General features: G+C 70.0%; 11 protein-coding genes. 8 read left to right on the top strand and 3 right to left on the bottom strand.

Annotated elements, in window-relative coordinates; genetic code table 11:
* Positions 1-1,051 (bottom strand): ABC transporter ATP-binding protein (locus AC30N0_RS11540; RefSeq protein WP_489518055.1); only part of this gene is annotated, 1,051 nt, incomplete at its 3' end.
* Between the two features lie 70 nt (positions 1,052-1,121).
* Entirely contained in the window at positions 1,122-2,486 is a 1,365-nt protein-coding gene (gene aptA / locus AC30N0_RS11535; RefSeq protein WP_489518054.1) for an omega-aminotransferase AptA, read from the bottom strand.
* Between the two features lie 294 nt (positions 2,487-2,780).
* Here aptA and aceA point away from each other — a divergent pair, with 294 nt between their 5' ends.
* From aceA to AC30N0_RS11495, 8 genes are all read left to right on the top strand, one after another.
* Positions 2,781-4,079, top strand: a complete 1,299-nt coding sequence (gene aceA / locus AC30N0_RS11530) for an isocitrate lyase (RefSeq protein WP_489518053.1) — start codon at positions 2,781-2,783, stop codon at positions 4,077-4,079.
* Positions 4,080-4,271: 192 nt separating this feature from the next.
* Positions 4,272-5,804, top strand: a complete 1,533-nt coding sequence (locus AC30N0_RS11525) for a glucan biosynthesis protein G (protein ID WP_489518052.1) — start codon at positions 4,272-4,274, stop codon at positions 5,802-5,804.
* Positions 5,801-8,068 (top strand): glucans biosynthesis glucosyltransferase MdoH, encoded by a 2,268-nt coding sequence (gene mdoH / locus AC30N0_RS11520; RefSeq protein ID WP_489518051.1) that lies wholly within the window; start codon positions 5,801-5,803, stop codon positions 8,066-8,068. The genes AC30N0_RS11525 and mdoH overlap by 4 nt, the downstream gene beginning before the upstream one ends.
* A gap of 62 nt (positions 8,069-8,130) precedes the next feature.
* Positions 8,131-8,592 (top strand): CoA-binding protein, encoded by a 462-nt coding sequence (locus AC30N0_RS11515; protein ID WP_489518050.1) that lies wholly within the window; start codon positions 8,131-8,133, stop codon positions 8,590-8,592.
* A gap of 16 nt (positions 8,593-8,608) precedes the next feature.
* Positions 8,609-9,925 carry an O-acetylhomoserine aminocarboxypropyltransferase/cysteine synthase family protein gene (locus AC30N0_RS11510; protein WP_489518049.1) on the top strand — a complete coding sequence of 439 codons (1,317 nt, stop codon included), beginning with the start codon at positions 8,609-8,611 and terminating at the stop codon, positions 9,923-9,925.
* Positions 9,926-10,004: 79 nt separating this feature from the next.
* The gene (locus AC30N0_RS11505) at positions 10,005-11,363 is read left to right on the top strand and encodes a TM2 domain-containing protein (protein ID WP_489518048.1); all 1,359 of its coding nucleotides are present in this window, start codon (positions 10,005-10,007) and stop codon (positions 11,361-11,363) included.
* Positions 11,360-13,024, top strand: coding sequence for an acyl-CoA synthetase (locus tag AC30N0_RS11500; protein WP_489518047.1), 1,665 nt, complete (start codon positions 11,360-11,362; stop codon positions 13,022-13,024). Before AC30N0_RS11505 ends, AC30N0_RS11500 begins: the two co-directional genes overlap by 4 nt.
* Positions 13,017-13,820 carry an enoyl-CoA hydratase gene (locus AC30N0_RS11495; protein WP_489518046.1) on the top strand — a complete coding sequence of 268 codons (804 nt, stop codon included), beginning with the start codon at positions 13,017-13,019 and terminating at the stop codon, positions 13,818-13,820. Before AC30N0_RS11500 ends, AC30N0_RS11495 begins: the two co-directional genes overlap by 8 nt.
* A gap of 56 nt (positions 13,821-13,876) precedes the next feature.
* Here the strand turns inward: AC30N0_RS11495 and AC30N0_RS11490 are convergent.
* A partial coding sequence (locus tag AC30N0_RS11490; RefSeq protein ID WP_489518045.1) for an SDR family oxidoreductase occupies positions 13,877-14,074 on the bottom strand: 198 nt, incomplete at its 5' end.

Below are 14,074 nucleotides of genomic sequence, written 5' to 3'. Positions count from 1 at the left end.
CGCAGGCCAGGGCGACGCTGCCCTGCCGCTCGGTGTTGCTCTGGCTGATCTTCAGCGTGCGGCCACCGGCGAGCAGCAGGTGGTAGACGGTGTAGCTGCCGAAGTAGGCGAGGTCCTTGACCGTGCCGCGGACCATGTTAGGCCCGATCGGCAGCCCCTCGCCGGCGACCGGGTCGGCGTCGGCCGCGATCCGGATCTTCTCCGGCCGCAGCGCCACCGTCACCGCCGTGCCGATCCCGCCCTCGACGGCCTGCACCACGCGGTGCCGCACGTCGCCGCAGTCGACGACGACGTGCCCCGCCGCGTGCTCGGCCACGGTGCCGTCCATCAGGTTGACGTTGCCGATGAAGTCGGCGACGAAGCGGCTCGCCGGCGCCTCGTAGATCTCGGCCGGCGGACCGACCTGCAGGAAGCGCCCCGCGTCCATGACGGCGATGCGCGAGGCCATCGTCATCGCCTCTTCCTGGTCGTGCGTGACCATCACGCAGGTGACCCCGACCTCCTCGATGATGTGGGCGAGCTCGATCTGCGTTTCCTCGCGCAGCTTGCGATCGAGCGCACCGAGCGGTTCGTCGAGGAGGAGCAGCTGCGGCTTCTTCGCCAGGCTGCGCGCCAGGGCGACGCGCTGCTGCTGGCCGCCGGAGAGCTGGTGCGGCTTGCGCCGGGCCAGTGCGCCGAGCTGGACCAGCTTCAGCATCGACTCGACGCGGGCGGCGATCTCCGCCCTCGGCAGGCCGTCGCGGCGCAGCCCGAAAGCGACGTTGTCGAACACGCTGAGGTGCGGAAAGAGCGCGTAGCTCTGGAACATCAGGTTCATCGGCCGCGCGTAGGGCGCCAGCCCGGCGAGGTCCCGTCCGGCCAGCGAGATCGAGCCCGAGGTCGGCGTCTCGAAGCCGGCCAGCATCCGCAGCAGCGTCGTCTTGCCGCAGCCGGAGGAACCGAGCAGGGCGAAGACCTCGCCCTGCCCGATGTCGATCGAGACGTCGTCGACGGCGCGGTGGCCGTCGAAGTCCTTGACCAGGTTGCGGATCCGAAGGAAGGCGTCGGGCATGGCCGGGGGCGGCTCGCGGCCGCTCTTCATCCTCGCGCGCGCGGCGCTGCGACTGCGCTGCGGGTCGGCCTCAGCCCTGCTTCTTCAGGACGTCGGCGATGGTGCTGATCGCCTGGTCGATGTGCGTCTCCTCGACGATCAGCGGCGGCGACAGGGCAATGATCTCGCCGGTGACGCGGATCAGGACGCCGCGCTCGAAGCACTCGCGGAAGATCTCGAAGGCACGCTTGCCCGGAGCACCCGGGATCCCTTCCATCTCGATCGCGCCGACCAGGCCGATGTTGCGGATGTCGATGACGTGCGGCGACTCGCGCAGCGAATGCACCGCGTGCTCGAACGCCGGCGCCATCCGGGAAGCGCGCGTCAGCAGATCCTCATCTGCATAGGTCTCGAGCGTGCCCAGCGACGCGGCGCACGCGAGCGGGTGCGCCGAGTACGTGTACCCGTGCGGGAACTCGACCATGTGCTCCGGTCCGTTCATGAACACGTCGTGGATCGCCCGCTTGGCGAAAACCGCGCCCATCGGCACGCAGCCGTTGGTGATGCCCTTGGCCACCGTCATCAGGTCGGGCGTGACGTTGAAGTGCGTGGCAGCGAACGGCGAGCCGAGGCGGCCGAAGCCGGTGATGACCTCGTCGAAGATCAGCAGGATGCCGTGCTTGTCGCAGATGGCGCGCAGGCGCTCGAGGTAGCCCCTCGGCGGAATCAGGACGCCCGTCGATCCGGCCACCGGCTCGACGATGACGGCCGCGATCGTCGATGCGTCGTGCAGCGTGACGATGCGCTCGAGATCGTCGGCGAGCTCCGCGCCATGCTCGGGAATGCCGCGTGTGAACGCGTTCCTGGCCAGGTCGTGGGTGTGGCGCAGGTGATCGACGCCGCCGAGCATGCCGCCGAAGGTCTTGCGATTGCCGGCGATGCCGCCGACCGAGATGCCGCCGAAGTTCACGCCGTGGTAGCCGCGCTCGCGGCCGATGAGGCGCGTGCGCTGCCCTTCGCCGCGGGCGCGGTGGTAGGCGATCGCCATCTTCAGCGCGGTGTCGACGGACTCCGAGCCCGAGTTGGTGAAGAAGACCTTGTCGAGTCCCTTCGGCGTCAGCGCGACGAGCTTTTCGGCAAGCTCGAAGGCCTTGGGATGCGCCATGTTGAAGGGCGGCGCGAAATCCATCTCCGCCGCCTGCTCGGCGATGGCCCGCACGATCTTCGGCCTCGAGTGGCCGGCGTTGACGCACCACAGTCCCGCCACGGCGTCGAGGACCTGGCGCCCTTCCGGCGTCCAGTAGTGCATGTCCTTGGCCTTGGCCAGCAGGCGCGGCGCGTTCTTGAACTGGCGGCTCGCCGTGAACGGCATCCAGAAGGCGTCGAGCTTCTCGGGCGCGGCAACGACCGGGGCGGCGGACGCGGGAGCAGCGGCGGGGTTCGGGTCCTTGTGCATGTCTTCTCCTAGTGAGCGTGGCGGCGAGACCAGCGGACCGCCGAGTCTAGAAGATGTCGGCTGTCTCACGAAGTTTCGCATCAGAAAAGGCAAATTCCGTATTGCGAGAAAGATGAATGCTGCTCTGCCGCATAATTTCTCATCGTGGAGGATCCTGATTCATCATGCGATAAGTGGTCGCAAGTGGTTGTCACGGCGTCATTATTTCATCCCACGAAGCCCGGCGCACACATCGCGTGTAGCGCGGCGACACGTTAGTCTGGATCCAGTCGTTTCAACCCTGCAGGAGCTCCCATGCCGACCACGAACCGCGAAGAACAAGCCGCCGCCTTGAACAAGGACTGGACCACCAATCCGCGCTGGAAGGGAATCACGCGCAGCTATGAGGCGGCCGACGTCGTCCGGTTGCGCGGATCGGTGCCGGTCGAGCACACGCTGGCGCGGCGCGGCGCCGAGAAGCTGTGGAGCCTGGTCAACACCGAGCCCTTCGTCAACACGCTCGGCGCGTTGACGGGCAACCAGGCGCTGCAGCAGGTCAAGGCCGGACTGAAAGCGATCTATCTCTCCGGCTGGCAGGTCGCCGGCGACGCCAACATCGCCGGCGAGATGTACCCGGACCAGTCGCTGTACCCCGCCAACTCGGTGCCCCTGGTCGTCAAGCGGATCAACAACACGTTCACGCGCGCCGACCAGATCCAGTGGTCGGAGGGCAAGGACGACATCGACTTCTTCGCGCCCATCGTCGCCGACGCCGAGGCCGGCTTCGGCGGCGTCCTCAACGCCTTCGAGCTGATGAAGTCGATGATCGAGGCCGGCGCCGCCGGTGTCCACTTCGAGGACCAGCTCGCCTCGGTGAAGAAGTGCGGCCACATGGGCGGCAAGGTTCTCGTGCCGACCCGTGAAGCGGTGGCCAAGCTGACCGCCGCGCGCCTCGCCGCCGACGTGATGGGCGTTCCGACCCTGGTCATCGCCCGAACTGACGCCGAGGCCGCCGACCTCGTCACGAGCGATGTCGACGACAACGACAAGCCGTTCCTCACCGGGGACCGCACCATCGAGGGCTTCCACCGCACCCGTCCGGGGCTCGAACAGGCCGTGTCGCGCGGCCTGGCGTACTCCGATGTCGCCGACATGGTCTGGTGCGAGACCGGCAAGCCGGATCTCGCGTTCGCGAAGACCTTCGCCGAGGCCATCCACCGCAAGTACCCGGGCAAGCTGCTCGCGTACAACTGCTCGCCCAGCTTCAACTGGAAGAAGAACCTCGACGACGCCACGATCGCGAAGTTCCAGCGCGAGCTGGGCGCCATGGGCTACAAATTCCAGTTCATCACCCTGGCCGGCTTCCACAGCCTGAACTACTCGATGTTCCACCTGGCTCACGGCTACGCGCGCAACAGCATGAGCGCCTTCGTCGAGCTCCAGGAAGCCGAGTTCGCGGCGGCGGACAAGGGCTTCACCGCCGTGAAGCACCAGCGCGAGGTCGGCACCGGCTACTTCGACGCGGTGACGACGACCATCGAGCGGGACGCCTCCACGGGCGCTCTCAAGGGCTCGACCGAGGACGAGCAGTTCTTCGATCGCAAGCACGCCTGAGGCGGATAGCGGGCGGGCGGCGTCGCCCCTGCCCGGAGCCCATAGCCCTAGGGGCGAAGCTGCCGGTTGCTTCCGGCAGAATTCCGGCTTCCCCCCAGCGTGCCGGAGCGGGCCTTCGGCCCCGGGTGACAAGTGTGGCCGCCCGGGAGTCCGGTTCTTGCTTAGTGCGTCGCTCCGACGCCCTCCACCCCCATGCGCGCGTTCTCGTTCCTTGCTTTGCGGCGGGTCGTCCCCGCAATGGTGCTCATGGCCCTGGCGCCAGCGGCGCTTGCCATCGACCTCGACGAGGTGGGCAACCGGGCCCGGGCCCTGGCGGCACAGGCGTACAAGGCGCCGAACGCCAAGCTCCCGCCCGAGCTGCGCGACCTCGACTACGACGCCTACCGAGACATCCGCTTCCGGCCCGAGAAGGCCCTCTGGCGCGACGAGAAGCTGCCGTTCGAGGTCATGTTCTTCCACCAGGGGAGAACGGGCACCGACCCGGTCCGCATCAACGTCGTCGAGCCCTCCGGCGAGCGCACGGTGGCCTTCGATCCGGGGCAGTTCGGCTACGGCCGGAACAAGATCGACCCGCAGAAGTTGCAGGGTCTCGGGTTCAACGGCTTTCGCGTCCACTACCCCGTCAACCGGCCGGGTTACAAGGACGAGGTCCTCGTCTTCCAGGGGGCGAGCTACTTTCGCGCCGTGGGCAAGAACCAGGTCTACGGCCTCTCCGCGCGGGGGCTGGCCGTCGATACCGCCGGGCCCCAGGGCGAGGAGTTCCCGCGCTTCGTCGAGTTCTGGCTCGACAAGCCGCGCCCGAACGCGACCTCGCTGACGCTGTATGCGCTGCTCGATTCACCGCGCGTCACCGGGGCCTACCGATTCGTCGTCACGCCCGGGGCCGAGAACGTCATGCAGGTCACGGCCCGCGTGTACGTGCGCGAGAGCATCGCCAAGCTCGGCCTGGCGCCGCTGACCAGCATGTTCGCCTTCGGCGAGAACCAGCCCGGGCGGGACGACTACCGGCCCGAGGTCCACGACTCGGACGGCCTGTCGGTCCAGACCGCCGACGGCGAGTGGCTGTGGCGGCCGCTGGTGAATCCGCGCCGCCTGCTGGTCACCTCCTTCTCGATGAACAACCCGCGCGGCTTCGGCCTCATGCAGCGCGACCGCTCGGCGGCGAGCTACGAGGATCCGGAGGCGCTCTACGAGCGGCGGCCGAGCGCCTGGATCGAGCCCGTGGGTGAGTGGGGCGCCGGGCGGGTCGAGCTGGTGCAGATCCCGACGCCCGACGAGACCAACGACAACATCGTCGCCTACTGGGTTCCGCAAGCCGCGGCCGTGCCCGGCAAGCCGCTCGATTTCGCCTACCGGATGCGGTGGCAGCTGGCGGGCACGGCTCCTGCCAAGCTCGGCTGGGTGGTCCAGACGAGGCGGGGGCGCGGGTTCGTCCGCAAGCCCGACGGGGACATCAACTACGTGGTCGATTTCGACGGGTCGCAGCTGCGCGCGCTGGCGCCGGGCGCGGGCCTCGAAGCGGTGGTCTGGGCCGACGCCAACGCCGAGGTGCGCGAGCGCAACCTGTTCAAGAACCCGGTCAGCGGGATGTGGCGAATGACCGTTCGCATCAAGCGAACCGACGCCGCCAGGCCGGTGGAGCTACGCGCCTACCTCAAGCAGCAGCAATCGACACTGACGGAGACATGGAGCTACATCCTTCCGGCCGAACCGGAGCGGCCGTGACCGAGCCGGTCGCGCATCCGCCGCTCGCGCGCCAGGCGATGCTCGCCGAGCCGTGGGCAGGCCGGCCCTTCAGCCGGCCCCTGCGGCGCCTGCTCGGGCACGAGCCGCGCCGTCCGGCACGCCGGGCAAGCGACCGTCGGCCGCTCGTGCTGCGTCGCCTGGTGCTGCTGGTGCTGGTGCTGATCGGCGCCTACGTCGGCACCCAGGCGATGGCCCAGGTCCTGCCAGAACGCGGTGCGGCGCTGGCCGAGAAGGGCCTGCTGGTCCTGTTCGGGATCCTTTTCGCCTGGATCTCGGCCGGTTTCTGGACCGCCGTGCTCGGCGCGTGGGTCATCGTCTTCGGGCGGGGCAGGAGCCCGCTCATGCAGGGCCTGGCCGACGAGCCGGTGCGTCCGCTCGATGCCGCGGCGCGGACGGCGATCGTGATGCCGATCTGCAACGAGGACGTCCCCACCGTCTTCGGCGGCCTGGCCGCCACCATCGACTCGCTCGTCGCCACCGGCGAGTCGCACCACTTCGACGTCTACGTCCTCAGCGACACCAGCGACCCGGACATCCGCGCCGCCGAGCACGCGGCCTACACCGACCTGGCACGCCGTGTCGCCGTCGCTGCGGGGCCGGACGGCGATGCGAGCGCCCTGCGCCTGCACTATCGCTGGCGGCAGCGGCGCACGCGCCGCAAGACGGGCAACGTGGCCGATTTCTGCCGCCGATGGGGCGGCGCGTACCGGTATTTCATCGTCCTCGATGCCGACAGCATCATGACCGGCGAGTGCCTGACGACGCTGGTCCGCCTCATGGAGGCGCACCCGGACGCCGGCATCATCCAGACGGCGCCGAAGGCCGTCGGCCACGAGACCTTCCATGCCCGCGTGCAGCAGTTCAGCGCCCACGCCTACGGCCCCCTCTTCACCGCCGGCATGCGCTTCTGGCAAATGGGCGAGTCGCATTACTGGGGCCACAACGCCATCATCCGGATGGCGCCGTTCGTGGCCCATTGCGGCCTCGCGCCCCTGCCCGGCAAGGGCACGCTGTCCGGCGAGATCATGTCGCACGACTTCGTCGAGGCGGCGCTCATGCGCCGGGCCGGCTGGAAGGTCTGGGTCGCCGACGAGATCCCGGGCAGCTACGAGCAGGTGCCACCGAACCTGGTCGCCGAGCTGCAGCGCGACCGCCGCTGGTGCCATGGCAACCTGCAGAACTCGCGCCTGATGTTCGAGCCGCGCCTGCATGCCGTGCACCGCACGGCCTTCCTGACCGGCGTGCTGGCTTACCTGTCCTCGCCGTTGTGGCTGGGCTTCCTGATCCTGTCGACACTGCTCTTCGCGCAGCACACCGGCGTCGACCCGGCGTACTTCATCGAACCCTACCAGCTGTTCCCGATCTGGCCGGCCGCGAACCTCAAGCTGATGCTGACCCTGTTCGGCCTCACGGGGATGCTGCTCCTGGCGCCCAAGGCGCTGTCGCTGCTCGCCATCGTCATGCGCGGCGAGGCGGGTCGCTTCGGCGGCGTGCGCCGGCTCCTGTTCAGCGCCTTCATCGAGTTCCTGCACTCCATGCTCCTGGCGCCGGTGCGCATGGTGTTCCACACGCAGTTCGTCCTCGCCGCGCTGACCGGCTGGCGCCTGGCCTGGAAGTCGCCGCCGCGCGATGACCGCGCCACCTCCTGGAGCGAGGCCTGGGCCCGGCACGGAGCGCACACCATCCTCGCCCTCCTGTGGATCGGCGCCATCGTCGTGTCGAGTTCGGCCTTCCCGTGGTGGCTGTCGCCGATCCTGTTCGGCCTGCTGGCTGCGACCCCCTTGTCCGTCTGGGGCAGCCGTCGCGAGCTGGGCCGGGCCTTGCGGCAGAAGGACCTGCTCCTTACGCCCGACGAACACCGGGTGCCGCCGGTCCTCGAGATCGCGGCGCAGGAGGCGGCACGTGTTGCCGCAGCGCTCGCGACGATCCTGACCGCGGTGAACGACGCGCGCGTCCTCGACCGCGTGCTGGGCGCGCTGCCCCGGCGCCCGCCGGCAACGGCCACCAAGGCGGTGGCCGAATCGCTGCGGGTCGAACTCGCCCTTCGCGAGGGGCCGTCCGCGTTGGGCAACGAGGACCGCCTGGATCTGCTCTCCAGCGCACCGGCGCTCCGCCGGCTGCACGCGGACGTGGCTGCGCGTCGCGCCCATCCAGAGTGGTGGACCGCGGCCGGCGCTCCGGGCGGCGAAGCGGCCGGCGCGACCGCCCCGCAGCCGACCGCGGACCACGCGCCGGCGCTTTGACCGCCGCCGGGCGTTTCGGGTAAGGTCGGCGGCCGCGGCGCGCCGCCGCTCGCGGCCGCCGAATGCCCGACGACATCGCCACCCTTCGCCGCATCCTTCGCGCCGCGCGGACGATCGCCGTCGTCGGCCTCTCGGCCGAGTGGCACCGGCCTAGCTTCTTCGCCGCCAGGTACATGCAGGCGCACGGCTACCGGGTCATTCCGGTGAACCCGCGCTACCCCGAGATCCTGGGCGAGCGCTGCCACGCCAGCCTCGCCACGATCGACGTCCCGGTCGACATCGTCGACGTGTTCCGCCGCACCGAGGACGTCATGCCGATCGCCGAGCAGGCCGTCGGCATCGGCGCACGCTGCCTGTGGCAGCAGATCGGCGTCCGCAACGAGGCGGCGGCGGCGCTCGCCGCCGCGGCCGGGCTCGACGTGGTGATGGATCGCTGCGTCAAGATCGAGCACGCGCGCCTGTTCGGCGGCCTGCACTGGGCCGGCGTCAACACCGGCATCGTCTCGGCGCGGCGCCCCGTCTGAGCGGCGCGTTCCCACGATGGCCGACCGCACGTTCCAGCCCGAGACGCTGGCCATCCACGCCGGGCAGATCCCCGATGCCGCGACCGGGGCGCGGGCGCTGCCGATCTACCAGACGACCAGCTTCGTGTTCGACAGCGCCGACCATGCCGCGTGCCTCTTCAACCTGCAGACCTTCGGCAACGTCTATTCGCGTCTCTCGAACCCGACCGTCGCCGCGCTCGAGGAGCGCGTCGCCGCGCTCGAAGGCGGCCGGGCCGGGCTGGCCTCGGCGAGCGGCATGGCGGCCGAGGCCATCGCCCTGCTGACCCTCCTGCAGCAGGGCGACCACGTCGTCGCCGCCGGCGCCCTGTACGGCGGCAGCGTCAGCATGCTGGCCGTCAACCTTGAGAAGCTCGGCATCCGCACCACCTTCGTCGACGGCGCCTCGGCCGAGGCCTTCGCCGCGGCGATCCGGCCCGAGACGCGCGCCGTCTTCGCGGAAAGCCTCGGCAACCCGAGCCTGGCCGTCCTCGACATCGCTGCCGTCGCCGAGGTCGCGCACGCGCACGGCATTCCACTGGTGATCGACAACACAGTGCCGTCGCCTTTCCTGTGCAACCCGATCCGCTTCGGCGCCGACATCGTCGTGCACTCGGCCACCAAGTACCTGGCCGGACACGGCACGACGCTCGGCGGCGTGATGGTCGAGAGCGGCCGCTTCCCCTGGGACAACGGCAAGTTCCCGGGCATGACGGAGCCTTCGCGCGGCTACCACGGGGTAAGGTTCTTCGAGACCTTCGGCGACTTCGCCTTCTCGATGCGGGCGCGGATGGAGACGCTGCGCGTCTACGGCGCGGCGCTGTCGCCGATGAGCGCCTGGCAGATCCTGCAGGGCGTCGAGACCCTGCCGCTACGCATGGAACGGCATTGCCGCAATGCGCTCGCCGTCGCGCGCTTCCTGCAGTCGGATCCGCGCGTGAGCTGGGTCAACTACCCCGGCCTGCCCGAGCACCCGCAGCATGGCCTCGTCGTCCGGCAGATGCGCAGCTTCGGCGGTGTGGCCGGCGCTTCGGGGCTGCTCGCGTTCGGGGTCAAGGCGAGCGCGGCGGGAGCCGCCGCCGGCATGGCGGCGGGGGTTCGCTTCATCGAGGCGGCGCGGCTGATGAGCCATCTCGCCAACATCGGCGACACGCGCACGCTGATCATCCACCCGGCCTCGACCACGCACCGGCAGCTCGACGAGGCGCAGCAGCTCGCGGCGGGCGTCCTGCCGGACATGATCCGGCTCTCGGTCGGACTCGAGCACGTCGACGACATCCTGTGGGACATCGACCAGGCGCTGGCCGCCGGGTAGGGCGAGCGAGGCCATGGCAGCGCCGACCGATCGCAGGCCGCCCCCCCCGAAAGAGGATCGGCGCCTGAAGCTGCTCGGGATGGCCCTCGTCGCCGCGGCCGGCCTGGCGATCGGCATGCTCTCGGAGCGGGCGGCAGGGCAATGGCCCTTGTCCGCGGAGCGTCTCGTCCCCTTCGCCCTCGCTCTCCTTGTGGCGGTCAACGTCGCGGCCCTCGGTCTGCTCGTGCTCGCGGCCGGCTGTGGCTCCACAGGGTCGCTGCGCAAGCCGGCGCGGCGCCGCGCCATCGCCCTGCAGCTGCTGCTGGCCAACGTCATGGCTCCGGGTCTCCTTTACGGGCTCCTCGAAGGCAGCTTCAACGTCGAGAGCGAGATCGGCCAGGCCTGGGACTTCGGCGTAGCCATCGCCGGCTCGGCCTTGTTCCTCCTGTCGTGGCGGCTCTGGCGCAGGAGCCGCCAGCACGACGCGCCGAGCGCCGACGAGGCCATGGCACTCGACCCGCGCCCGCCCGTGCTCTACCTGCGCTCCTTCCGCGACGACGACGAGACCCAGGTCGACGATGCGGGTTCGGCGCTGATGCGCCGGTACATGCAGCTACTGCGGCCGCCTTCGCCGGAGCAGGAGATGGCCGACGTCCTCGGCCGGGTCGGGCCGGTGGTCGCGATTGGCAAGCCGGGCGAGCCGCTGCCCCAGCTAGGCGCCGCCCGGCTCTACGTCGACCACGATCAGTGGCAGGGCCGTGTGATGGCCTTGATGGCCAAGGCTCGGCTGGTGGTCGTGCGGGTCGGCGCGTCGCCGGGCGTGCTGTGGGAGATCGAGCAGGCGCTTGCCCACCTGCCGCGGCAGCGGCTCGTCTTCGCCATCCTCGGCGGCGCTGCGGTCGCGCCCGAGCTGGTCGCTCGCCTCGCGCCGGTTCTCGGGCCGACGTTCGAGGCCGCGCTGCCGCAACCGCGCGGCCCCGGCTGGAAGACCCTCTGGATCCGCGACCCGCGCCGGCGCATCGGCGGGCTCGTCTGCTTCGGTCCCGACGGCTCGGCGCACGCTGCCCCCGTGCGCCTGTGGCCGATCGCCTGGGGCGACGTCTTTCTCTTTGCGCTGATGCGACAGTCCGCTCCGCCGCTGCGCTATGCGTGGCGACGCGTCTTCCAGCGGCTCGGCATCCCCTGGCTCGACGATGCGAGGCGCCGCTCGCGGGCGCTGGCGGTGGTCCTCGCGCTCGTGTTCGGCTGGTTCGGTGCACACTGGTTCTACCTCGGCAACAAGCGCCGTGGCGCTCTGCATGCGCTCTTCTTCTGGCTGATGGTTCCTTTGCTCCTCGCCTTCATCGACGCTGTCCGCTTCGTCTGGGCCGAGCGGGCCGAGTTCGAGGCGCGCTTCGTCACGCTCCGCGACGGCGGTGGCGCCGCTAACATCGGAGCGCACGGGGCCCTCACGCGATGAACATCTACGAACAGGATCTCGGCCGCGACGCGGCCAACTTCGTGGCCCTGTCGCCGGTGAGCTTCGTCGAGCGGAGCGGCGAGGTCTTCGCCGACCTGGAGGCGGTGGTGCACGGGTCGCGGCGGCACACGTGGCGGCAAACGCGTGAGCGCTCGGCGCGCCTCGCCGCGGCGCTGCGTTCCTTGGGCGTCGGCCGCGGCACGACGGTCAGCGCGATGCTGCACAACACGCCCGAGATGGTCGAGCTGCACTATGCAGTGCCGGCGCTGAACGCCGTCCTCAACACCCTGAACACGCGGCTCGACGCCGCGCTCCTCGCCTGGCAGATGAACCACTGCGAGTGCGCCGTGCTGGTCACCGACCGCGAGCTCGCCCCCACGATCGGCCGGGCCCTGCGCATCCTGCGTGACGAGCACGGCCGCGCGCCGGTCGTGATCGACGTCTGCGACAGCGAGTACGCCGGTCCCGGCGAACGCGTCGGCACGCACGAGTACGAAGCGCTGCTGGCGGCCCACGAGCCGCTGCCCCGGCTCGAGGGCCCGCGCGACGAATGGGACGCGATCGCCGTGTCGTACACCTCCGGCACCACCGGCGATCCCAAGGGCGTGGTCACGCACCACCGCGGCGCCTACCTCAACGCCGTCTGCAATGCCGCGACGTGGAACATGCCGAACTTCCCGCGCTACCTGTGGACGCTCCCGATGTTCCACTGCAACGGGTGGTGCTTCCCGTGGACGCTGGCGATGCTGGGCGGCACGCACGTCTGCCTGCGCAAGGTCGAGCCGGCGGCGATCTTCGACGCCATGCGAAAGGAGGGCGTCGACCACTACTGCGGCGCGCCCATCGTCCACAACCTGCTGATCGCCGCGCCGGCCGGGCAGCGCGAAGGGATCACGCAGAAGGTGAGGGCGATGGTGGCCGGCGCCGCGCCTCCGGCCTCGATGATCGAAGGCATGGCGCGCATCGGCTTCGACATCACGCACGTGTACGGGCTCACCGAGGTGTACGGCCCGGCGACGGTGACGGTGAAGCGGCCGTCCTGGGCGAACGAGTCGCTGTCCGAGCAGACGCGGCTGAACGGCCGGCAGGGCGTGCGCTATCCGCTCGAGGAGGGCATGACGGTGATGGACCCGGCGACGATGCGCGAGGTGCCCGCCGACGGCAAGACGATGGGCGAGATCATGATCCGCGGCAACATCGTCATGAGAGGCTATTTGAAGAACGCGAAGGCGACGCGCGAGGCGTTCGCCGGCGGCTGGTTCCACACCGGCGACCTCGCCGTCCTCGAGCCAGACCGCTACGTCAAGATCCGGGACCGAAGCAAGGACGTCATCATCTCCGGCGGCGAGAACATCAGCTCGCTCGAGGTCGAGGACGCGCTGTATCGCCACGCCGACGTGCTCGCCTGCGCCGTGGTGGCCCGCCCCGACCCGAAGTGGGGCGAGACGCCGGTCGCCTTCGTCGAGCTGAAGGCCGGGTCGGCGGTCGCCGCCGCCGATCTCGTCGCCCATTGCCGCGGGCTGCTCGCCGGCTACAAGGTCCCGCGCGAGATCCGCTTCGAGCCCATTCCGAAGACCTCGACGGGCAAGATCCAGAAGTTCCAGCTGCGCGAACGGGTGCGGTCGAGCGAAGCCGATGCACAGGGAGACCCACATGGGTGAATCGAATCCGATTGCTGCCAACGGGCCGCTGGTCCTGCACGCCTGCGACGAGCGCGGCGTGGTCACGCTGACGCTCAATCGGCCGGCGGCGTTCAACTGCCTCGGCAGCGACATGCTCGATGCGCTGCAGGGTCACTTCGATGCGCTAGCCGCCGACGAGTCGGTGCGCGTCGTCGTCCTCGGCGCCACGGGCAAGGCGTTCTGCGCCGGTCACGACCTGAGGGAGATGCGCGCCGAGCCGTCGCAGCCCTACTACGAGGAGCTGTTTGCGCGCTGTGCGCGGATGATGGTCTCGATCCAGCGCCTGCCGGTGCCGGTGATCGCCCGTGTCCAGGGCATCGCGACGGCCGCCGGCTGCCAGCTCGTCGCCAGCTGCGACCTCGCCGTTGCCGCGAGCACGGCACGGTTCGCGGTGAGCGGCGTCAACCTGGGCCTCTTCTGCGCGACGCCGAGCGTCGCGCTCTCGCGCAACCTCGGCCGCAAGGCCGCCTTCGAGATGCTCGTCACCGGTGACTTCATCTCGGCCGACGAGGCCAGGACCAAGGGCCTGGTGAACCGGGTCGTCGCACCGGAAGCGCTCGACGCCGAGGTCGAGTCGATCGTGGCCGCCATCTGCGGCAAGCCGCGCGTCGCCATCGCCATGGGCAAGCAGCTCTTCTATCGCCAGCTCGAGCTCGGCCTCGAGAGCGCGTACGCGGACGCCGGCCGCACCATGGCCTGCAACATGATGGAAGACGCCGCCCTCGAAGGCGTGCAGGCCTTCATCGACAAGCGCAAGCCTGCCTGGTCGCGCTAGGCGGCGCGCCCCGGCGCGGACAGTGATCTGCGGCTGGGACGCGTCGGCCGATGAATCTACATCGCCGCGGTGAAGCCGCCGTCGACGTAGAGGATCTGCCCGGTCACGAAGGCTGCGGCCGGCGAGGCCAGGAATACGGCGGCCCCGGCGAGCTCGCGCGGGTCGGCCCAGCGACCGGCCGATGTGCGCTTCTTGACCCAGGCGTCGAAGTCTGGGTTCGAGGTCAAGGCCTCGTTCATTTCGGTGCGGAAGAA

This window comes from Rhizobacter sp. (assembly GCF_031412495.1).
Classification (GTDB): domain Bacteria; phylum Pseudomonadota; class Gammaproteobacteria; order Burkholderiales; family Burkholderiaceae_C; genus Schlegelella_A.
The sequence above is the reverse complement of the archived record's forward strand: the minus strand, read 5'-3'. Positions and strand labels throughout refer to the sequence as shown.

What these genes read in the sequence shown, in the direction of transcription:
- aptA (WP_489518054.1), bottom strand. Translation starts at nt 2,486, where the DNA reads ATGCACAAGGACCCGAACCCCGCCGCTGCTCCCGCGTCCGCCGCCCCG.
- aceA (WP_489518053.1), top strand. Translation starts at nt 2,781, where the DNA reads ATGCCGACCACGAACCGCGAAGAACAAGCCGCCGCCTTGAACAAGGAC.
- AC30N0_RS11525 (WP_489518052.1), top strand. Translation starts at nt 4,272, where the DNA reads ATGCGCGCGTTCTCGTTCCTTGCTTTGCGGCGGGTCGTCCCCGCAATG.
- AC30N0_RS11515 (WP_489518050.1), top strand. Translation starts at nt 8,131, where the DNA reads ATGCCCGACGACATCGCCACCCTTCGCCGCATCCTTCGCGCCGCGCGG.
- AC30N0_RS11510 (WP_489518049.1), top strand. Translation starts at nt 8,609, where the DNA reads ATGGCCGACCGCACGTTCCAGCCCGAGACGCTGGCCATCCACGCCGGG.
- AC30N0_RS11505 (WP_489518048.1), top strand. Translation starts at nt 10,005, where the DNA reads ATGGCCCTCGTCGCCGCGGCCGGCCTGGCGATCGGCATGCTCTCGGAG.
- AC30N0_RS11500 (WP_489518047.1), top strand. Translation starts at nt 11,360, where the DNA reads ATGAACATCTACGAACAGGATCTCGGCCGCGACGCGGCCAACTTCGTG.
- AC30N0_RS11495 (WP_489518046.1), top strand. Translation starts at nt 13,017, where the DNA reads ATGGGTGAATCGAATCCGATTGCTGCCAACGGGCCGCTGGTCCTGCAC.